The following is a 22,528-nucleotide window of genomic DNA, read 5'->3' as shown; positions in this document are numbered from 1 at the left end:
AGCCTGCCTGCCGGCATAGGCAGGTCGCAGTCGCAGTTTTCAGTCATTGTGTCCGATGATCCTTATATACGATGTAGAGACGTTGCATTGCAACGTCTCTACTGTAATTCATAAGAACACCAAAGGTAAAAAGCAACCCTGGCACTGAAAACTGTGACTGCGAATGTGACTGAAAAACTAAAATCGATAGATTTTCGAGGGCGTTACACAATAATCCAGTCGCACATCTGTATCATTCGCTTCAATAGCTTCTTCTTCCGCTTCAAAAAAGGACAATCCTATCTTTATAACATCAGGTTTGCATTCGTTAAGGAAGCGGTCGTAAAAGCCTTTGCCATAGCCTACACGGTGACCGTGGTTATCAAAAGCCAATAGCGGCACAAATACCACGTCCATTTTATTGGAGGGCACCTCGATACCGTCTAAGGGTTCAGGGATGCCGTACTGGTTTACTACAAGTTTGGTGTTATCTGTCAGCAGGTAATGCACCATCGTATAACGTTCAAAATCCGACCGTGACACGATTACTTCCTTATCTTTTCCGGCAAGAATATTCAGGATATAGTCGGTATGCACCTCCTTTTGGTTTTCCATGGTAAGGAAGAGGTGGAAATAAGTTTTATCCCAAATGTCAAGCTGCAGCAGCTGGTTGGCAATAGCAAGGCTTTTGTCCTCGGCTTCTTCCGAAAGCATCGCTTGGCGAAGGTTTTTGTATTTGAGGCGGAGGTCTTTTTTTGTCATGAGATTGAACTATTTCACAAAGATACGCAAAGGAGGCGCGAAGGTTAAGGCTTTAGAACAAAAGAGATTTCTTCTTCCGTCGAAATAGAAAGCACGAAATCTTACGCTGTAGAGGCGTTGCACCGCAACGTCTCAACACAGATAACACGTCCCACTTGGCAACCCGAAACCCTGAACTCCAAACCCGAAACCGATTAAACCATCCGCTGCGAGATATGAAATATTGCATCGCCCTGGTACACTATCGGAGAGTCATTGGAATTGATAATGTATCCCGTATTGGGTGCTTTTACTTTCTTTTCGAATTTCCCGAAGGGATCGGTAATACAGGCAATGACTTCACCTTTTTTTACAAATTCCCCAGCCATGGTCTTATTTTGGAACAGGCCGGAATGCCGCGCGCGTATCCATGTTGAATCGTTAATATAGATGGAAGGCCTCTCTGCCACAGGTACTTTCTTAGAATCATCAAGCATCCCGAAGTGGGCCAGGAAACGCTTGGCGCCACGCACGCCATGCTGGGTAATATCGTCATTAATATCCAGCGATTTCCCGCCTTCGAACAGTAGCATTTTTACGCCAAGCCTGTCGCAGGAATTCCGGAAGGAGCCATTTATGTTTTTGGAATACAGTGTAAATGGCGCATTGAACACATCTGATAATTTTTTAAGTTCCTCATTGCCTGGTACAATGCGTATCTGCGGGGCATTGAAGCGGCTTGCTCCCCCGGCGTGGAAATCGATGCAGTAATCTACATTGGGTATAACTTCTTTTAAAATGTAGTAGGCAAAGCGGCTGGCCAGCGACCCGTTCCTGCTTCCGGGGAATACGCGGTTGAGGTCGCGCCCATCGGGAAATTCGCGGCTTTTGTTCACGAACCCGAACACATTGATGACCGGTATACAGATGATGGTGCCGATCTTTGGTTTGTTGATGTGCCGCACGATAAGCTGCCGCACGATCTCCATCCCATTGATCTCATCGCCATGCATCCCCGCCGAAAAAAGCACTACCGGGCCGTCAATTTTAGAGCGTTCCACAATTATGGGAATCTTTAGCTTGGTCATGGTATAGAGGCGGGCAATTTCCATATTGATGGTCTTGCTTTCGCCCGGCTTTATCTCTTCGTCCAGTATGGTGATAGTACGATGTTGTGGCATAGGTTGTCGGAAAGGATAAAAATAAGTATTTCGATTAATATTCAGGTAACAACAATTCGTTTTTGTCGTCAGGATGATGAATTTGTTTTTACCTTTGTAGTATGCATACCCCTTTAGAATTACAAATACAAACGTTACCCGACAGCCCCGGGGTGTACCAGTATTTTGATAAAGACGATAAGCTGCTGTATGTGGGCAAGGCAAAGAACCTGAAAAAAAGGGTGATGTCCTACTTCAATAAGACCCACGACACCGGCAGGATCAATGTGATGGTGCGCAAGATCGTCAACATTAAGCACATTGTGGTCCTTACCGAGAGCGAGGCCCTGCTGCTGGAAAATAACTTTATAAAAAAACTGCAGCCACGCTATAATGTATTGCTGAAGGACGACAAGACCTACCCATGGATCTGTATCAAAAAAGAGCCGTTCCCAAGGATATTCTCAACACGTAAGATAATCAAGGACGGTTCGGAATATTTTGGGCCCTACACTACGTTTAAGGTGGTACATACATTGCTCGATCTTATCAAGGAGCTATATCCACTTCGCACCTGCAACTACGACCTTAGCGAACACAACATAAAATCAGGCAAATATAAAGTCTGCCTTGAATACCATTTGGGCAACTGCAAAGGCCCGTGCGAAGGGCATGAGCCGTTTAATGTATACCAGCACCACGTAGATGCCATCCGCGAAATATTGAAAGGAAACTTCAAGGAAAGCCTGAAGGACTTCAAAAAGCGGATGCAGGAATTTGCAATTGAAATGCGTTTTGAAGAGGCACAGCGCATAAAGGACAAAATGGATATTCTGGAAAATTACCAGGCACGGAGTACGGTTTTCAACCCGAAAATATCGAACCTCGATGTGTTTTCCATTATTTCCGATGAAAGCATGGCCTATGTGAACTTTATACAGGTATCACATGGCGCGATCATTCGTTCGCATACCATGGAAATAAAGAAAAAGCTGGACGAGCCGGATGAAGAGCTGCTCGAACTGGCCGTTGTGGAACTCCGCGAGCGTTTCCACCTTCGCTCGAAAGAAATACTGGCGCCGTTCCCGCTTGAACTGGGCGAAGGTGTAAATGTAACAGTTCCAAAATTGGGCGACAAAAAAATGATACTCGACATGAGCGAGCGTAATGCACGCTATTTCCGCCTTGACCAGCTGAAGCAGATAAAGATAGTCGACCCTGACAGGCATACCACCCGCATCATGGCCCAGATGAAGAAAGACCTGCGCCTGCCCGAAGAGCCGCGCCATATCGAGTGTTTCGATAACTCCAACATACAGGGCACTAATCCGGTTGCGGCATGCGTTGTTTTTAAAGACGGCAAGCCAAGCAAAAAAGACTATCGCCATTTCAATATAAAAACGGTGGAGGGGCCTAACGACTTTGCCTCGATGGAAGAGGTGGTATTCCGTCGTTACAGGAGGCTTTTAGACGAGAATGAGCCGTTGCCGCAGCTCATCATCATTGATGGAGGCAAAGGGCAGCTGTCATCCGCGTTAAAAAGCCTGGATGAGTTGGGGCTGCGTGGGAAAATTACTATATTAGGCATTGCAAAAAGGCTGGAAGAGATTTTCTATCCCGGCGACTCGGTACCGCTCTATCTGGACAAAAAAAGCGAGACGCTCAAGATCATACAGCACCTGCGCAACGAGGCGCACCGTTTCGGGATCACCTTCCACCGCGATAAGCGCAGCAAAGGCGCGCTGAAAACCTCAATGGAAACTATTCCCGGGATAGGCGAGAAGACCATGGTAACGCTGATACAGCATTTCAAGTCGGTAAAGCGGCTTACGGCAGCACCCGAAGAAGAGATCGCCAAAGTGGTAGGCCCGAGTAAGGCCAAAAAGATTACGGAGTTTTATAAGGCAAATACAAAATAACAATTATTTTAACAACATAGATACATAGATTTTTAGGATGGAAAGATTTTTAATGTAGTCCACAAAGACTGAAGCTACGCTTCAGCTATGCGGAATTATGTTGCCTTTACAGATGTAGTAATGCTATGTGCCTATGTGGTTAAACAATTTTTTACTAATGAATAAATTTTTTCTCCTGCTGTTATGCACGCTTGTTTTCGGCTCCGTTATGGGGCAGGAGAAGAAGAAGGACAAACCCAAAATAGGCGTGGTGCTTAGCGGCGGCGGTGCGAAAGGGCTTGCCCACATTGGTGTGCTAAAGGTGCTCGAAGAAGCAGGCGTGGAGGTATCCTATATTGGCGGCACGAGCATGGGCGCTATAGTAGGCGGGCTGTATGCAGCAGGCTATTCGGCTAATGAGCTCGATTCAATCTTCAGGAACCTGGATCCCGATGCACTGTTGCGCGACTATACCCCCCGGGGATCCAAGAACTTTTTCGAAAAGCGCAACGACGAGCTTTATGCCCTGAGCTTACCTTTCCAGAAATTTCATATTGGTTTCCCCACAGCATTGTCCAAAGGGCTTTATAACTATACCACAGTCAACAGGCTCACGGACCATGTGCGCCACATCCGCGATTTCGACAGCCTCCCGATACCTTTCGTTTGCATAGCAACTGATATAGAAACGGGTGAAGAGGTCGTGCTGCGTCATGGCGTGCTGCCCGATGCCATGCTGGCCAGCGGTGCGTTCCCGTCCTTATATGCCCCGGTAGAGATAAAGGGAAGGCTGCTTATTGATGGCGGTGTTAGCAATAATTATCCTGTTGAAGAAGTCAGGCGGATGGGCGCCGATATTATTATTGGCGTCGATGTGCAGGACCCGCTGAAAACCCGCGACCAGATCAAGGGCGCGACGGGTGTGCTGGTACAGATAAACAACTACCAGATGATCCAGAAGATGGAGGGCAAGCGAAAGCTGACCGATATTTATATAAAACCGGACATTTCGGGTTTCTCAGTAGTATCGTTCGAAGATGGTATTGATATTATTAAAAAAGGGGAAGAAGCAGGCGAAAAAATACTCACCACACTACAGGCGCTGGGCGTGGGCCATCACATTGAAAAGCCCAGGGTACCGATACAGGATTCCTTATACGTAGAGCAGATACGGATAGCCGGGCTTAATAACTACACCCGTTCCTATGTGATAGGCAAGCTGAGCTTTAAGCCGGGGAACAAAATAACATACGACATTTTCAACAACGGCATCAGCAACCTTAACGCTACGCAGAACTTTACCGGGATATCCTATTGTTTTGACAAGGGCAGCAAAGGCGAAGTACTTAACCTGAAACTGACCGAAAACCCTGTTGACCGATACCTGAAGTTCGGGCTACATTATGACGGGCTGTACAAGAGCGCCATCCTCGTAAACATTACACAAAAGAACCTGATACGGCGCAACGATGTGGCTTCGCTCGATGTCATCCTGGGGGACAATTTCCGCTACAACCTCGACTACTATATCGACAACGGCTTTTATATAAGTTACGGCCTGCATTCGCATTTTTACGGTTTCAACCGCAATATAACGCCGGATTATGCTGTGGGTAACCTTTTTGACCTACTCGGGGCGCACTCGGTCAATGTGGATTATTCCGACTGGACCAACCAGGTGTACCTGCAAACAATATTCGCGCAGCGGTTCATGCTGGGCGGGGGCGCTGAATATAAGCATGTCAAGATAAAATCGGAGACGATACAGGGCATTGAGCCGGTTTTCGACAACAGCGACTATCTTTCGCTGTACGGCTACCTGAAGTTCGATTCTTATGATAACCGCTTTTTTCCCAACGAAGGATGGTTCTTTTCGGGAGAAGCCAAAGGTTTTGTATACTCATCCAACTACACTGGCGATTTTAACCGCTTTACCCTTATCAAGGGAGAAATTGGTACGGCTAAAACACTTGCCAACAAGCTGACACTGGAATTACAGTCTGAAACAGGTTTTCAGCTGGGCGAAAACCACGTGCCTACATTCGATTTCATGCTCGGGGGCTATGGGTATTATATGACCAACAGCTTCCGCCAGTTTTATGGCTATGACTTTCTCAGTATTTCCGGCAACAGCTACATAAAAGGCTGCGCAACGCTCGATTATGAGTTTTTAAAGAAAAACCACCTCAATATTTCTGCCAATTATGCCAATGTAGGCGAAGACCTTTATGAGGGCGGTAACCTGTTCTCCTGGCCGCAATATAGTGGTTATGCCGCTGGCTATGGCATGGAAACCATCATCGGCCCGCTCGAGATCAAGCACAGCTGGTCGCCTGATACCCACAAGCACTTTACGTGGGTAAGCGTTGGCTTTTGGTTTTAATTTCTGTTTATTTGGTTATTTGTGGACCTGCCTACCGCAGGCAGGTTTGGTTATCTGGAGTTATAGTTGAATCAATTTTATTTGCACGCAGATTAATTTTATTTCACGCAAAGTTGAGATCCCTAACATTGCATTGCAATGTTTTGCGGCTTTTAATCACCTCAATTTGGCATGAGTCTTAGCGGCTTTGCGCCTTTGCGTGAAATAAATAAAAACACACTGTAGAATGACATTTTTTGATTAGTTCACAGGAACAAATAACCAAATCTCCAAATAACCAAATCCACCCTAAAAAGAAACCTTTTCTGTTAAAAACTTCATAATTTTATTAAAAGCCCTATATTTGGGAACTTAAATAAAATAAAACTATATGTCTAAGTGGAGAGTTAAACCCGTTTCTGCCTTTGAGGCAGATATGAAAAAGAGTGAGTTAAAACGAGTTCTTGGTAAATGGAGCTTAACCGCTATAGGTATTGGGGCGATCATCGGGGGCGGTATTTTCGTGCTCACCGGTACCGGGGCCTTTAATCATGCAGGCCCGGCATTAGCATTGTCATTCGTAATTGCGGGTATTGCCTGTATATTTGCGGCGCTTTGCTATTCCGAATTTTCCTCAATACTACCGGTTGAAGGGTCAGCGTATGCGTATGCCTACGGAACCATCGGCGAAGTATTTGCCTGGATCATAGGCTGGGGGCTTATCCTGGAATACGCCATGGGTTCTATGACCGTTGCCGTTTCCTGGTCCGGTTATTTCAATAAGATGCTCCACATGTTTGGCATAACGCTTCCCGATTACCTCACCACCGACCCATCAAGCTATACAGGCGAAGGTTTTTCGATGAATCTACCTGCATTCCTTATAGTATTGTTTGTAATAGGTATCCTAACAAGAGGTACATCAGGCGCTGCAAAAGCCAATAACTTTATAGTAATACTTAAAGTTTCGGCGGTAATATTTGTAATTGTAGCCGGTCTTTTCTTTATCAATGCCGAAAACTGGACTCCGTTTATTCCTGATGCTAAAACGATTATGGTGGATAATAAACCGCATGAAGCTTACGGTATAGGCGGTGTGATTTCAGGGGCGGCGGCAATATTTTTTGCATACGTAGGCTTTGATGCAGTTTCTACCCAGGCAGGTGAAGCGATCAACCCTAAGAAAGATATCCCTTTTGCCATCATTGTATCACTCCTTGCTTGTACAGCATTGTACATCATGGTTTCGCTGGTGCTTACCGGTATGATGAATTACCAGGACTTCGATCCTAAAGGCGCTTATCCTGAAGCTATCAAAGCTCCTGTAGCTTACGCATTCGATATCGCAGGGCAGGCCTGGGCAGGTTATATTATCACTATCGCTGCAACTGTCGGCCTTATATCCGTACTGATGGTAATGATTATGGGCCAGTCGAGGATTTTCCTCGGGATGTCTAAAGACGGGCTGATCCCGCCGGTGTTCTCTAAGATCCACCCTATTTCGGGTACACCTAAGAGGAACCTTATCATATTAGGTACTTTCATATCTATCGTGGCGGCCTTTACCCCGATAAGCAAGCTGGCCGATATGACAAGCTTCGGCACGCTGTTCGCCTTTACCATGGTTTGTATCGCGGTATGGATATTAAGGGTAAAACAGCCACAGCTGGAACGTACTTTTAAAGTCCCTGCACTACCGGTAATTGCTATTTGCGGCATCGCAATCAATACTTACCTGATGATCAACCTGAGCATCGACGCACAGCTGCTATCTCTTTCATGGCTGGTAGTCGGGATACTGGTATATTTCTCTTACGGTAAGCGCAACAGTAAGCTGGGAAAAACCCCGTTTAACCCGAACGAATAAGTTTATAACAAACAAACACACCTTAAGTCCCGATGATTCAGATTCATCGGGATTTTTTTTGTCCTGTATAAGATGTCCGAAGCCCGATGTCCGAAGTTATGGGTTGGATGTCGAAAAAAATCGTTTTTATAGTAGATGTCCTGCCGGAAGGTGCTGAACACACAGGCATCCGACCTCCGACTTCGGACCTCCGACATTTTTTCATAATTAACAGCCAAAAAACCAAATTTTTCCGATATTTGTAATATGAACACGCAATGGGCCGGTTTATTAGGATATTTAAAATACCTCATTAAGAGAAATCCGGAATGAGGCAATAGTGTTATGTATCGGACTATTGTTTAATATTAATACATTTCAAATATGCCTATATATCATAAACTGGGGGACTTTCCCCAAAAACGCCATGTACAGTTTGAGAAGCCGGATGGGGGCCTCTATTACGAGCAGCTGTTCGGTACAGAGGGCTTTCACGGCCATTCATCGCTGCTGTACCATGTGCACCGGCCGACACAGGTAAAGGAAATACTCAAATCATACTCTGTTGAGCCAAAAATTGCCATAGACAAGAATATTAAGTCACTCCTCTTCAAAGGCTTTGAGCTGAAGCCACAGGACGATTTTCTTGACAGCCGCAAGGCCATGCTGGTAAACCGCGACTGCATCATCGGGCTGGCGGCGCCACGCAAATCATTAAGGGAGTACTTTTATAAAAATGCCGATGCCGACGAAATGCTCTTCATCCACAAAGGGAAAGGCACGCTCCGCACCTTTATGGGCAACATTCCTTTTGAATACGGTGACTACCTGATCATTCCGCGGGGCATGATCTACCAGATCGAGTTCGAAACCGAGGATAACCGCCTGTTCTATGTAGAATCTATTGCACCTTTTTATACGCCAAAGCGCTATAAAAACAGCAGCGGCCAGCACCTTGAGCATTCACCTTTCTGCGAAAGGGATTTTAAATTGCCTACCGAGTTGGAAACGCACGATGAAAAGGGCGAATTCCTTATTAAGATAAAGAAAGAAGGTATGATGCATGAGGTAGTATATGCTACGCACCCGTTTGACGTTGTAGGATGGGACGGCTATAACTTCCCTTATGGTTTCAGCATCCATAATTTTGAGCCGATAACAGGCCGCGTACACCAGCCGCCTCCGGTACACCAGACATTTGAGACTTCTACTTTTGTAGTGTGCTCCTTCTGCCCAAGGCTGTACGATTACCACCCGAAAGCCATACCGGCGCCTTACAACCACAGCAACATCGACAGCGATGAGGTACTGTACTATGTGGACGGCGACTTCATGAGCCGCAATAACATAGAGCAGGGCCACATCACGCTGCACCCTAAAGGCATCCCGCACGGGCCTGCACCGGGCGCTATGGAGCGAAGCATCGGTAAGACTGTGACGGAAGAGCTGGCCGTAATGGTAGATACCTTCCGACCGCTGATGGTGACAGAAGAAGCCATGGGCCTTGATGACGGACAGTACTATAAATCCTGGGTGGAGTAGTCCTCTCCCCGGCCCTCTCCAAAGGAGAGGGTGACGGAGCGTAACACTCTTGCCGGAAGCTTAATTACCTGGTCATACAGTCAGTATAAATAGGTTATTATAATAGCGTTCTCAATATCCATCCCAGCTCCCTCTCCTTTGGAGAGGGCAGGGGAGAGGAAAATAAACAAAATAAACAACAACAATTTTCACATCCCAATTCCCGAGAAGGGTAGGGTTGAGGCTATAACTGACTCCTTGTCAGTTAATAAAAACATAAACTAAATGGAAAAAGAAGTTAAAAGTGTCGAGTACGGACTCGAGAAGATATTTGAAGGCGCGCAGGATTTCCTTCCGCTGATGGGTACGGATTATGTAGAATTCATTGTGGGTAATGCAAAACAGGCAGCGCATTATTATAAAACAGCCTTTGGCTACCAGTCCCTGGCGTATGCCGGTTTGGAAACAGGCCTGAAGGACCGCGCTTCGTATGTGCTGGTGCAGGACAAAATCCGCATCGTGCTTACTACGCCCCTTACTGCCGATTCTCCGCTAAATGACCATATTGTAAAGCATGGTGATGGTGTGAAGGTAGTAGCTCTTTGGGTGGAAGATGCCCGCCAGTCGTTTGAAGAGACCACGAAACGCGGAGCAAAGGTATTCATGGAGCCGACTGTTGAGAAAGACGAATTTGGCGAAGTGGTGCGTGCCGGTATCTATACCTATGGTGAAACAGTACACATGTTTGTAGAGCGCAAAAACTACAATGGCGTTTTCCTTCCGGGTTACCGCGAATGGAAGAGCGACTATAACCCTGCACCGACCGGCCTTAAGTATGTAGACCACATGGTGGGCAACGTAGGCTGGAACGAGATGAATACCTGGGTAAAATGGTATGAGGATGTTATGGGCTTTGTGAACTTCCTTTCTTTTGACGACAAGCAGATCAATACTGAATATTCTGCGCTGATGAGTAAGGTGATGTCCAATGGCAACGGAAGGATCAAGTTCCCGATCAACGAGCCGGCTGAAGGAAAGAAAAGGTCGCAGATCGAGGAATACCTTGATTTTTACGGCGGCCCGGGCGTTCAGCACATAGCTATCGCTACCGATGATATCATCACAACGGTATCCGACCTGAAGTCGAGGGGGGTAGAGTTCCTTTCACGTCCGCCGCATGCTTATTATGAAGCCATACCGGAACGCCTTGGAAAGCACATGGGCATGATGAAGGAAGACATGGCAGTACTGGAGCAACTGGGTATCATGATCGATGCCGATGAGGAAGGCTACCTGTTGCAGATATTCACAAAACCGGTAGAGGACAGGCCAACGCTTTTTTATGAAATAATTCAGCGTATGGGTGCCCGCGGATTTGGCGCCGGAAACTTTAAAGCGCTGTTTGAGAGCATAGAACGCGAACAGGCATTAAGAGGAACGTTATAAAAATCTCTTTTTTTTGAAAGATATATAATTTTAGACCAATCAAAAGGTTGTTTTTTAAACAAAACGTGTTAAAGTTGAATTTTAAGAAATAATTCTTCAAAAAACACATACCTTTGCACTCGCAAAAAGGAGGAGTTCATAGGCCTTCGGATTTGTAAAGTAAATTTTTCATAATTTATAGTTTTTTGGTTGGTTAATAGCATAAAAACCCGGTCATTATTTTGACTGGGTTTTTTTGTTTAGTATTTTTGGAACAGAAATTGCATTTATGGGTGTATCCACAAAAAACAAAAAAAATTACTATGAGAAAATTGATAGCAATGATCTTGCTTCTTTCTGCCTGCAATGCTTTTTCACAAGGAGCCTTTACGACGGGGGAATATTTTAAGTTCCGAATACATTATGGTGTCGTAAATGCCGGGTATGCCACCCTTGAGGTTAAGGAGGCAGTAAGGAACAATAAGAAGATCCACCACGTTGTAGGGAACGGGTACACCACCGGGATGACAAAGTTTTTCTTCAAGGTACAGGATAATTACGAAAGCTACTTTGATAAAGCTACCGGTAAGCCCTACCAGGCGCTTAGGAAAATTGACGAGGGCGGATATACAAAGCACCAGGAATCTTTTTTCCAGCAGTCAAATAACACGGTGACGGTAAAGGATTATAAAGCCAAGAACGAGAAGACCTATTCGGTTACAGAAAATGTGCAGGATGTGGTATCGGCGTTTTACTACCTAAGGAACCACCCGAATATCGATAAGCTGAAAGTAGGCGAATCAATATCGCTTGATATGTTTTTTGACGATGAGGTGATAAAATTTAAGCTGAAATTCATTGGCAGGGAAAATTTAAAAACTAAATTTGGAACCGTTTCCACAATGATATTCAGGCCACTTGTACAGGCAGGCCGTGTATTTAAGGAAGAAGAGAGTTTAACTGTCTGGGTTTCAGACGACGAAAATAAAGTGCCGTTAAGGATTAAGGCGAGCCTGGCGGTGGGGTCATTAAAAGCAGACCTTGACTCATACAGAGGGCTTGCCCACCCGTTCACAGCAAAAAAGTAAAATAAGCAATGGAGCTAACAACCCCAATACTGGACACACTGAATGAAATTGATAAAAAATTTCAGGCGATAAACCAAAAGACCGAAACGCACCTTGAAGGGCTGCTGTGGTCTAAGCCTATTACGTATTGGGATTATATAAATACCGACGCGCTGCTCAATTTGCAGATACAGCGCACAACACTGCCTGATGAGATGGTGTTTATCATGTACCACCAGATCAATGAGCTGTTGTTTAAAATGATATTATGGGAAGTGGAGCAGCTTTGCCACAACGAAGCTCCTTCCACTTCTTTTTTTACAGAAAAGCTGATGCGCATCAGCCGCTATTTCGATATGCTTACCACCTCATTCGATATCATGGGCGATGGCATGCAGGTAGAGCAGTACATGAAGTTCCGCAATACCCTCACACCGGCCAGCGGATTCCAGAGCGCACAATACCGCCTTATCGAATTTGCCAGTACCGACCTTATTAATCTTATAGATTACCGTTTCCGCGCTACTATAGACCGTAATACGCCCTATGAGCATGCTTTCGAGCACCTGTATTGGCAGGCAGCCGGGAAAGACTATAAGACCGGTGAGAAAAGCTTCCTCCTGGCCGAATTCGAACGGAAATATAAAGGCGAGTTCCTCCGCTTTATGGAAGAATACAATACCATCAACATCTGGAAAAAATTCAGGCAGCTGCCGGAAGATGCACAAAAAGATTCGATGCTGATAAAAGCGATGCGCCATTACGACTACACGGTAAATGTTACCTGGGTAATGGGCCACCTGAATACAGCAAAAAAATATATAGAGAGCGTTTCCGGGCCGCAGGAGGCTACGGGCGGGAGCGACTGGAAGAAGTACATGCATCCCAAATACCAAAGAAGGATATTTTTCCCTGAGCTTTGGAGTGAAGAAGAGCTGAAGTCATGGGGGGAAAATGTATAACTGAATAAAGGAGAAGACCATTGAAGTATTTAAGCGCCATACTGGTACTGTTAACGCTGATTGCCTGTAAAAAAGAAGAGGATAAAACCGAAAAAACAAAGCCGGCCATTGTTAAGAAAGAAGTCATTACGAAAGAATTTGGCTTTACCCTTAACGATTTTAAAGTAGTGCACGATACTATTGAGAATGGCGATACTTTTGGGAAGCTTTTGGGCGATGAGGGGTATGACGCGGCGCAGGTGCACAAGGTTACCGAAGCAATCAAGGACTCTTTCGACCTCCGCAATATCCGCGTAGGCAAGCCTTTTACCATGCTTAAGCAAAAACATGCGCCCAATAAGCTGCAGGTTTTTATATACCAGCCTGATAACCTGAGCTATTATGTGGTCGACCTCCGCGATTCTATTGCCAAAGCCTACAAAACGGTAAAGCCGGTAACCATAAAACGAAGGGTAATTGCGGCAGAAATTGAGGGCTCACTGGCCGAAACGCTCGCTGAAGCAGGCGCAAGCCCCGCGCTGGCACACGAACTCTCTGAGATATATGCCTGGAGCATCGACTTCTTTAAGATACAGAAAGGCGATAAGTTTGCCGTTGCTGTAAACGAAAAATATATCGACGGAACCGAATATGCCGGCATCGAAAGCATAGAAGCCTCTTATTTTGAATATAAAGGCAAAAAAATATACGCCTTCCCTTTTAAGCAGGATGAAAATTCAAAGCGGTCCGATTATTATGACGAAGAAGGCAAAGTGCTGAAAAGCATGTTCCTGAAAGCGCCATTGAAATTCAGCCATATAACTTCCCGTTTTTCCCCAAGGCGTTTCCACCCCGTACAGCAGCAATGGAAAGCCCACAACGGTACCGACTATGCCGCCCCGCAGGGTACGCCCATCATGACAACAGCTAATGGCGTTGTAGAGCGCACTGGGTATACATCGGGTAACGGCAATTTTGTTAAAGTGAGGCACAACGGAACCTATTCTACCCAATACCTGCACATGTCTAAAATAAAGGTGCGCCAGGGGCAGCGCGTAAGTCAGGGCGATATTATTGGCCTGGTAGGCAGTACCGGCCTGGCAACCGGCCCGCACGTATGCTACCGTTTCTGGAAAAATGGCGTACAGGTAGACGCGCTAAGGCAAAAGCTTCCAAGTTCCGAACCGATGTCGGCAAAGCATAAACCACGGTTTATCGCCTACATGACACCGCTTAAAAAAGAGCTTGACAGTATTTCGAACATCAAATTCAAACAATAAATTCACATGGCACTACAAAATATCAATCCGTCCGGTACCGCCGCATGGCAGGGATTGCGTGAACACTTTTCTGAAATGCAATATGCATCGATGAAGGAAATGTTTGCCACCGACAACAGCAGGGCAGAAAAATTCCACATTAAATGGAACGACTTCCTTGTAGATTACTCAAAGAACATCGTAAACGATAAAACCTTAAGCCTGCTTCAGTCCCTGGCAAAGGAAGTTGGCCTGACAGGCGCTATAGAAAGCTATTTTGGCGGCGATGCCATAAACCGTACCGAAGGCAGGGCAGTACTGCATACGGCCCTCAGGGCGCCTGAAAATGCATCCGTAAAGGTTGATGGCGTTAATGTAATGCCCGAGATCTATTCGGTAAAAAATAAAATAAAGCAGTTTTGCGATGCCATCATTAGCGGAAGCAAAAAAGGCTATACGGGCAAAGCATTTACCGATGTGGTTAATATAGGTATCGGCGGGTCCGACCTTGGCCCGGCTATGGTAGTGGAATCATTGAAATTCTACAAGAACCACCTTAATGTTCGTTTTATATCGAATGTAGACGGCGACCACGTGATGGAAAGCCTTAAAGGTCTTAATCCGGAAACAACGCTGTTTGTCATTGCATCTAAAACTTTCACTACACAGGAAACCCTAACCAATGCCGAAACTGCAAGGGAATGGTTCCTTACTACGGCAAAGCAGGAAGATGTAGCAAAGCATTTTGTGGCCGTATCGACCAATATCCAAAAAGTGACGCAATTTGGCATCGACGAAAATAACATTTTCCCAATGTGGGACTGGGTTGGCGGACGTTTCTCGTTGTGGAGTGCCGTTGGTCTTACCATCGCATTGGCAGTAGGCTATGATAATTTCGACGGCCTCCTGAAAGGCGCGCATGATATGGATGAGCATTTCCGCACCGCTGAATTCGATAAAAACATTCCGGTTGTACTGGCCTTGCTGAGTATCTGGTACAACAACTTATTTGGTGCCGAAAGCGAGGCGCTGATACCGTATACGCAATATTTGCAAAAGCTGGCGCCATACCTGCAGCAGGGTATCATGGAAAGCAACGGCAAAAGCGTTGGCCGTGATGGCAACCCGGTAAATTACCAGACAGGCACCATCATCTGGGGCGAGCCGGGAACTAACTCGCAGCACGCATTCTTCCAGCTGATCCACCAGGGAACGAAGCTTATCCCGACCGATTTCATTGGCTTTATCGAGCCGCTTCATGGCAATAAAGACCATCACGATAAACTGATGTCCAACTTCTTTGCACAAACCGAAGCCTTGCTCAACGGCAAGACCGAAGCGCAGGTAAAAGCAGAATTCGACAAGCAGGGTGTAACCGGCGAAAAAGCCGATTATTTACTGCCGTTTAAAGTATTCGCAGGCAACAAGCCAACCAATACTTTATTGATCAAAAAGCTTACACCGGAAACGCTTGGCTCCCTCGTGGCGCTATACGAGCACAAGATATTCGTGCAGGGCGTGATCTGGAATATTTTCAGCTACGACCAGTGGGGTGTAGAGCTGGGCAAGCAGCTGGCAAATTCTATTCTTGACGAAATAAATACAGGCGAAGTAAAGCAGCATGACGGTTCTACAACCCTGTTGTTGAAAACTTTTTTGGGCAAGTAATTTACCACCCACATACCATTTAAAAAACCCCGCGGTTCACTGTAAACCGTGGGGTTTTTGTTTGAACCCGGTCATTAAATTTTTAAGTATAATTCGTTCTTATACAGCCTCTAAACTACCGTTAACAACTAATTAACAGGTTTTTTTGGCTTGGATTTCGTACGTAATGTGTTATATTTGCCTTTCCTAAAAATCAGAAAAACTATGTACCAGGGTGTTTTAGAGCTTCATTCCTATTGGGCTTTTGCAGTGTTAGGGTTGCTTTTCATAGCAGTTTTAAATGCCTTTATGGGCCTTGCTTCTAAGAGGGCTTTCCTGCCGAAAGACAGGCAGATATCTATGATCGCCCTGATCTTTACGCACGTACAGTTTGTTTTGGGATTGGTATTGATTTTTGTTTCCCCTGCAATGGAAGCCGCTAAGGCCGCAGGCATGGGAGCAGTAATGAAAGACAGTCACCTGCGTTTGCTGCTTGTAGAGCACCCGCTTGTAAATTTGATAGCCATCACCCTTATCACAATAGGATGGTCAAAACACAAAAGGACCGGTGATGCCGGCAAAAAATTTAAGAATATCGGATATTTATATGCTATAGGATTGATTTTGCTTTTAAGCAGGATACCGTACGATCAATGGTTAGGTTAAGCTAACTTCCAGGCCCTCAGGGGCTTTTTTAATCCATGGCATGTTATTTGTTTAATGAAAGGACCTAAATAAATTATTATGAAGAATAGTAGTCTTATTTTTAGTGCCGCTTTATTATTTGTAATAATAACTGGCTTTGCAACATTTACCCCCGTTGCCAAAAAAGAGAATGTAAAAACAATTGCTGCCATCACTAAGGCAGATACTACAGAGGTTGCACTACCAATTGCTGAAAAACCTGAAGCCCCAAAGCTAACCCTCTACAAAAAAAGCGCCCTGGCTACCTACTATGCCGATAAATTCAACGGTAAAAAAACAAGCAGCGGCGAGCGTTTCCACAACAAAAATTATACTGCGGCCCATATGAAGCTTCCTTTCGGAACTATGGTGCGCGTAACCAACGAATCCAACGGCAAATCTGTTGATGTAAAGGTAAACGACCGTGGCCCTTACAGCAAAAAACTTGAGATTGACCTTACCAAGGCCGCCTTTATGGAAATTGCTTCCAATAAAGGAAGTGGCAGCTTTAAGGTAAAAATGGAGATCATCGGCAAAAAATAATCTTCTATGGTTAAAAAAGCCGTTGCACTTCTTTTATTCGCAATCATTGCATTAGGCTGTTCTTCATCGAAAGGTGCTTTTACATCGTATGATAAAAAAGCTATTGCCTGTTACTATGCCGATAAGTTTAATGGAAAGAAAACCGCAAATGGCGATACCTTTAGCAACAGCAAATATACCGCAGCCCACAAAAAACTTGCTTTTGGCACCAAAGTAAAGGTGACTAATTTAGCCAATGGCAAATCAGTTATAGTAACGGTTAACGATCGCGGCCCCTTCTCAGCCGGAAAAGACATTGACCTTACCAAAAAAGCCTTCATGGAAATCACCGACAATAAGAACCACGGCGAGATTAAGGTGTCTATTGAGGTAGCGAAGTAGTTTATTCCGGATATTAATATAGAGATTTCTCCTTCGTCGAAATGGAATAGTATGTTGTTCCATTTCGACGAAGGAGAAATCTAGTTTAGCTATTATTGATTTAAATATTTAGTCATCGAAACCCCTCCATTTTCCTTAACAAATCTTTAACGCAAACTTTAGTTCGTTTAGTTCGGTTTGTAACGAACTAAGTTTTATCTTTGGCAAAAATTTAAAGAACATGTCAGACATAAAGAAGGAGAAGGAAGAGTTGATAGAGATGTTTGGGATTCATTTTGAAAATTTCCACAACATGCCGCCGCTTGGCGCGAGGATTTTCGCAACTGTAATATTGGATTGTTGCAGTACCGGGATGACCTTTGAAGACCTTGTAGAGCGCATGGGAGCCAGTAAAAGCTCCGTTTCTACAAACCTGAACCTGCTGCTAAAGCTTGGAAAAATTACCTACTACACCCTGCCGGGCGACCGGAAAAAATATTTTAAGCCATCGCCGTTCAGCGAAAGGTTCAGCAACTACATGAAGATGATTGAGTTTGAAAAGATCATTCTCGACAGGATGCTGGCCTACCGCGAAAAGACCGCTGTTTGCATTGCCGAAAAAGGCGACCTCGAAAAAACAAGGGCCTATAAAGAACATGTACTGCAAATGGAAGAACTCCTGACGAGCACCATCAATAAATTTAAGGAAATAGAGAAAAGTAAAGCCAGTAATCAATAATCATCAATCGGAAAACAAACAGATACAAAATGAAAAAGCAAGTTTTAGCAGGCGCATTAGCCGCCTTATTTATAGCAACTTCCTGCGGCAAAAAAGAAGAGCAGGCAGCCATGGCCGCCCCGCCGCCAATGCCATTCCCGGTAGAGACTGTTGCTAAGCAGGATGCCGTAATATTTGAAGAATATACAGCCAACCTTGAAGGCCGGCAAAATGTAGAGATACGCCCGAAAGTAAACGGGTTTATCCAGAAAATTTATGTGGACGAAGGGCAGGCGGTCAAAAAAGGCCAGCTCCTTTTTAAGCTGGAAACCCAAACGCTGAACCAGGATGCCGCTGCCGCAAAAGCCAATGTGAGCGCCGCGCAGGTAGAGGTAGACAGGCTGAAACCATTGGTTGACCGCAAGATCATATCCAACGTTCAGCTGGAAACAGCCAAGGCAAAACTGGCCCAGGCGAAAGCGGCATACAGCAGCATAGCCGCCAACATCGGTTACGGAACCATTACATCGCCGGCAAATGGCGTTATCGGTACGCTTCCGTATAAGGAAGGCAGCCTTGTGAGTGCTACCAGCGAGATGCCGCTCACCACGGTGTCGGACACTAAAGGAATGAGGGCTTATTTCTCGATGAATGAAAAGCAGCTTATCGATTTCAGCAGGGAATTTAAAGGCGGCACATTGCAGGAAAAATTAAAGAACACGCCAATGGTAAGCCTCTTATTGGCCGATGGCAGCGAATATGAGGAAAAAGGAAAGCTTGAGGCAGTAAGCGGGCTGGCCGATGCCGCGACCGGCAACACGCAGTTCAGGGCCGATTTCCCGAACCCGCAGGCAATATTGAGGAGTGGCAGCAAAGGTACAATCCGTATCCCGATCGCGAAAAAAGGCGTTATACTCGTGCCGCAAAATGCTGTGTTCGATATGCAGGGCAAGCAGATGATTTATGTGGTTGCTAAAGACAACACCGTAAAATCGAAAATCCTGACTATTGCTACAACCTCAGGGCTCAACTACATCGTGAGTGAAGGCCTTGAAGAAGGCGAGGTAATAGTAGTAGAAGGCGCGTCCAAGCTGAAAGACGGCATGGCCATTGTACCACAGCCGAAGGCGAAAGAGCAAGCACCCGCTACACCTGCCGATACCACGGCAGTGACAAAAACACAAACCAAAACAACAACTGTTACAAAGTAATTAAACACAGATGCTAAAAACTTTTATAGAAAGGCCGGTACTGAGTACCGTAATTTCGATATTGATAACCATATTGGGCGTATTGGGCCTCCTCGCGCTGCCGGTAGAGCAGTACCCGGAGATTGCCCCGCCTACCGTACAGGTAACCGCCACCTATACCGGTGCGAATGCCGAAACCGTACTGAACAGCGTTATAGTTCCGCTTGAGGAAGAGATCAACGGTGTTGAGGGAATGACCTACATGACTTCAACGGCATCGAACGACGGTGCGGCTACAATAAGCGTATTTTTTGAATTGGGCGTAAACCCTGATATCGCCGCAGTAAACGTGCAGAACAGGGTATCGCGCGCCACGAGCAAGCTGCCTGCCGCCGTAGTGCAGACCGGTGTTACTACGCTGAAAAGCCAGACAAGTGCGCTGATGTTCCTGTCATTATACAGCAACAATAAAGAGTATGACGGTACCTTCGTACAGAACTTTGCGAAAATTAATATCGTACCTAAGCTGCAGCGTGTAAAAGGCGTTGGGCAGGTAAACGTGTTCGGTGGTAAGGATTACTCCATGCGTGTTTGGATCGACCCTGAAAAAATGGCGTCGCTTAACCTTACGCCAAAAGACATACAGGCTGCCCTGCAGGAACAAAACGTGGAGGCTGCCCCGGGTAAATTTGGTGAAAATGCAGAAGGTGTATATGAATATGTGATCAAGTACAAAGGCCGCCTCTCTAAAGTGGAGGATTACGAGAACGTCGTGGTAAAGGCAACGGGCGGTGGTAACTTCATACACCTGAAAGACGTAGCCAAAATAGAGTTGGGCGCCTTCAACTACGGGCAGAAGAACTACGGTATGGGTAAAGATGGTGTTGCCATAGGTATCTTCCAGACTTCGGGTTCCAATGCCAACGATATTATCGAAGAGGTAATGCATATCATGGAGACAAGCAAAAAGAACTTCCCTGAAGGCATTGAATATGTAATACCGTTCAACACCAAAACGTTCCTTGATGCTTCTATCGAAAAAGTAATATCGACTCTTGTAGAAGCTTTTATACTGGTATTCATCGTGGTGTTCCTTTTCCTTCAGGACCTTCGTTCCACGCTTATCCCGGCCATCGCGGTTCCGGTAGCGATTGTGGGTACATTCTTCTTCCTGAACATATTCGGCTTCTCGATCAACCTCCTAACATTATTCGCTTTGGTACTGGCCATCGGTATTGTGGTCGATGACGCGATTGTCGTCGTCGAGGCGGTGCACGCCAAGCTTGATGAGGGCGAACGCTCCCCACGCAAAGCAACACTTTCTGCCATGAGCGAGATCACCGGCGCTATCGTATCGATCACGCTTGTTATGGCGGCGGTATTCATCCCGGTATCTTTCCTTAAAGGGCCGTCGGGGGTATTCTACCAGCAGTTTGCAATTACATTGGCAGTAGCGATCCTTATATCGGCAGTGAATGCATTAACGCTGAGCCCTGCCCTTTGTGCGCTGTTCCTGAAACCGCACGAAGAAGGTGAGCATCATAAAAAGAACCTTAAAGACCGTTTCTTTACCGCGTTCAACGCCGGTTTCGATTCGATGAACAATAAATATACCCGCTCACTAGGCTTCCTGGCACGTAAAAAATGGATAACTGCCATTGCGTTATTGGTATTTGCAGGGATAACATGGCTGCTTTTCAGTACTACACCGTCAGGGTTTATCCCTAACGAGGACCGTGGTATCATTATGGCCGACCTTACCATGCCTCCTGGAACTACATTGGAAAAAACAGAGAAGGCGGTAAAACAATACGACTCATTGCTGCAAACCATGCCAATGGTAGAAGCGAGGATGAACATTGTAGGCTTCAGCTTACTTAACAGGGTGAACGGTGGTTCGTATGCGTTCAGCGTTATCAGGCTGAAAGACTGGAAAGAGCGTAAAGACGCAAGCCAGTCGGTAGATGCAATTGTGGGCGAATTGTTTGCCAAAACGGCATCATTCAAGGATGCCAGGATGCTGTTCTTTACGCCGCCGAGTGTACAGGGCTTTGGTTCTGCCGATGGTTTTGAATTTAAGATAGAAGATACTGGCGATGATGACTGGGCAACCGTAAGTAAGGTGAGCAACGAGTTCCTTGGTGAGCTGATGAAGCGTCCTGAGATACAGTATGCGATGACCAACTTCAACCCTGGCTTCCCGCAATACCAAATGGATATCAATGTGGAGAGGGCGAAGGATGCCGGTGTAGCAGTAAGCGATATCTTCAACACTATGCAGGGTTATTATGGCGGGCTTTATACGACCGACTTCAACCGTTTCGGTAAGCAGTTCCGCGTGATGATACAGGCAAAACCGGAAGCAAGGGCAGATGAGAAATCCATTAACGGCATTTATGTTCGTAATGATAAAGGCCAGATGGTTGCCATAAGCCAGTTTATCGACTTCAAGAAGATATACGGGCCGGAAGTAGTATCACGCTTCAACATGCTGAAAGCGGTAAACGTGAATGGTAAAGCGAAGCCGGGCTTTAGTTCCGGAGACGCGATCAAAGCCATTCAGGAAGTAGCCGCGCAGCATTTGCCGAAAACCTATACCTACGAATTCTCGGGTATGACACGCGAGGAGATCATAGCGGGCAACCAGGCAATAGGTGTATTCCTTTTGAGTTTGATATTTGTGTACTTCCTGCTGAGCGCGCAGTATGAAAGTTATGTGGTGCCGTTGGCGGTACTCCTTTCGCTGCCTGTGGGTATTGCCGGTGCTATTGGCTTTGTAAAGCTAGCCGGTCTGGAGAACAACATCTACTTTCAGGTAGCGCTTATCATGCTTATCGGGCTCCTCGCCAAGAACGCCATCCTTATCGTGGAATTCGCCATACAGCGAAGGCGGCACGGCATGGGGCTTACCGAAGCTGCGATTGCAGGGGCCAGGGCACGTTTGAGGCCGATCCTGATGACATCCTTCGCCTTTATATTCGGACTCCTTCCGTTAGCGCTGGCCAGCGGTGTAGGTGCCGTGGGTAACCGTTCGATAGGTATGGGTGCCGTAGGGGGCATGCTTATAGGAACATTATTCGGGGTATTTGTAATTCCGGTATTGTTCGTGATATTCCAGGGGCTGCAGGAAAAAATGACAGCAAGGCGAATAGCAAGGGAAGCGGAACATGAAACCATTGAAGAATAA

At 45.9% G+C, this 22,528-nt stretch carries 17 protein-coding genes; 15 read left to right on the top strand and 2 right to left on the bottom strand.

What is annotated here, in order from left to right; genetic code table 11:
• Nucleotides 1-177: 177 nt before the first annotated feature.
• Together HYN59_RS03860 and HYN59_RS03855 are read right to left on the bottom strand one after the other, a co-directional pair.
• A complete protein-coding gene (locus HYN59_RS03860) occupies nucleotides 178-741 on the bottom strand; it encodes a 5-formyltetrahydrofolate cyclo-ligase (protein WP_108777010.1) in 564 nt (187 codons plus the stop codon).
• Between the two features lie 194 nt (nucleotides 742-935).
• Nucleotides 936-1,901 carry a succinylglutamate desuccinylase/aspartoacylase family protein gene (locus HYN59_RS03855; protein ID WP_108777009.1) on the bottom strand — a complete coding sequence of 322 codons (966 nt, stop codon included), beginning with the start codon at nucleotides 1,899-1,901 and terminating at the stop codon, nucleotides 936-938.
• Nucleotides 1,902-2,002: 101 nt separating this feature from the next.
• On the opposite strand from HYN59_RS03855, the gene uvrC reads away from it, so the two are divergent.
• The 15 genes from uvrC to HYN59_RS03780 all read left to right on the top strand — a co-directional run bounded on the left by uvrC (nucleotide 2,003) and on the right by HYN59_RS03780 (nucleotide 22,528).
• Entirely contained in the window at nucleotides 2,003-3,799 is a 1,797-nt protein-coding gene (gene uvrC / locus HYN59_RS03850; protein WP_108777008.1) for an excinuclease ABC subunit UvrC, read from the top strand.
• Nucleotides 3,800-3,956: 157 nt separating this feature from the next.
• Entirely contained in the window at nucleotides 3,957-6,161 is a 2,205-nt protein-coding gene (locus tag HYN59_RS03845; RefSeq protein ID WP_108777007.1) for a patatin-like phospholipase family protein, read from the top strand.
• A 370-nt stretch (nucleotides 6,162-6,531) separates the two neighbouring features.
• A complete protein-coding gene (locus HYN59_RS03840; protein WP_108777006.1) occupies nucleotides 6,532-8,007 on the top strand; it encodes an APC family permease in 1,476 nt (491 codons plus the stop codon).
• A gap of 363 nt (nucleotides 8,008-8,370) precedes the next feature.
• Entirely contained in the window at nucleotides 8,371-9,528 is a 1,158-nt protein-coding gene (locus tag HYN59_RS03835; protein WP_108777005.1) for a homogentisate 1,2-dioxygenase, read from the top strand.
• Nucleotides 9,529-9,792: 264 nt separating this feature from the next.
• Nucleotides 9,793-10,953: a 4-hydroxyphenylpyruvate dioxygenase gene (gene hppD, locus HYN59_RS03830; RefSeq protein ID WP_108777004.1), complete on the top strand. Its 1,161-nt coding sequence runs from the start codon at nucleotides 9,793-9,795 to the stop codon at nucleotides 10,951-10,953.
• Nucleotides 10,954-11,255: 302 nt separating this feature from the next.
• Entirely contained in the window at nucleotides 11,256-12,020 is a 765-nt protein-coding gene (locus tag HYN59_RS03825; RefSeq protein ID WP_108779633.1) for a DUF3108 domain-containing protein, read from the top strand.
• 8 nt (nucleotides 12,021-12,028) lie between these two features.
• A complete protein-coding gene (locus HYN59_RS03820; protein ID WP_108777003.1) occupies nucleotides 12,029-12,961 on the top strand; it encodes a tryptophan 2,3-dioxygenase family protein in 933 nt (310 codons plus the stop codon).
• Between the two features lie 20 nt (nucleotides 12,962-12,981).
• Nucleotides 12,982-14,220 (top strand): peptidoglycan DD-metalloendopeptidase family protein, encoded by a 1,239-nt coding sequence (locus HYN59_RS03815; protein WP_108777002.1) that lies wholly within the window; start codon nucleotides 12,982-12,984, stop codon nucleotides 14,218-14,220.
• A 6-nt stretch (nucleotides 14,221-14,226) separates the two neighbouring features.
• Complete coding sequence (gene pgi / locus HYN59_RS03810) at nucleotides 14,227-15,867, top strand: glucose-6-phosphate isomerase (protein WP_108777001.1); 1,641 nt, start codon at nucleotides 14,227-14,229, stop codon at nucleotides 15,865-15,867.
• A gap of 204 nt (nucleotides 15,868-16,071) precedes the next feature.
• Nucleotides 16,072-16,512, top strand: coding sequence for a hypothetical protein (locus tag HYN59_RS03805; protein WP_108777000.1), 441 nt, complete (start codon nucleotides 16,072-16,074; stop codon nucleotides 16,510-16,512).
• 78 nt (nucleotides 16,513-16,590) lie between these two features.
• Entirely contained in the window at nucleotides 16,591-17,073 is a 483-nt protein-coding gene (locus tag HYN59_RS03800; RefSeq protein ID WP_108776999.1) for a septal ring lytic transglycosylase RlpA family protein, read from the top strand.
• A 6-nt stretch (nucleotides 17,074-17,079) separates the two neighbouring features.
• Nucleotides 17,080-17,454, top strand: a complete 375-nt coding sequence (locus HYN59_RS03795) for a septal ring lytic transglycosylase RlpA family protein (RefSeq protein WP_108776998.1) — start codon at nucleotides 17,080-17,082, stop codon at nucleotides 17,452-17,454.
• Between the two features lie 220 nt (nucleotides 17,455-17,674).
• Nucleotides 17,675-18,172 carry a GbsR/MarR family transcriptional regulator gene (locus HYN59_RS03790; protein ID WP_108776997.1) on the top strand — a complete coding sequence of 166 codons (498 nt, stop codon included), beginning with the start codon at nucleotides 17,675-17,677 and terminating at the stop codon, nucleotides 18,170-18,172.
• 29 nt (nucleotides 18,173-18,201) lie between these two features.
• A complete protein-coding gene (locus HYN59_RS03785) occupies nucleotides 18,202-19,362 on the top strand; it encodes an efflux RND transporter periplasmic adaptor subunit (RefSeq protein ID WP_108776996.1) in 1,161 nt (386 codons plus the stop codon).
• A gap of 10 nt (nucleotides 19,363-19,372) precedes the next feature.
• A complete protein-coding gene (locus HYN59_RS03780) occupies nucleotides 19,373-22,528 on the top strand; it encodes an efflux RND transporter permease subunit (RefSeq protein WP_108776995.1) in 3,156 nt (1,051 codons plus the stop codon).

The organism is Flavobacterium album (genome assembly GCF_003096035.1).
GTDB classification, from domain to species: Bacteria; Bacteroidota; Bacteroidia; order Flavobacteriales; family Flavobacteriaceae; genus Flavobacterium; species Flavobacterium album.
This window is presented reverse-complemented; position numbering and strand designations above follow the sequence as displayed.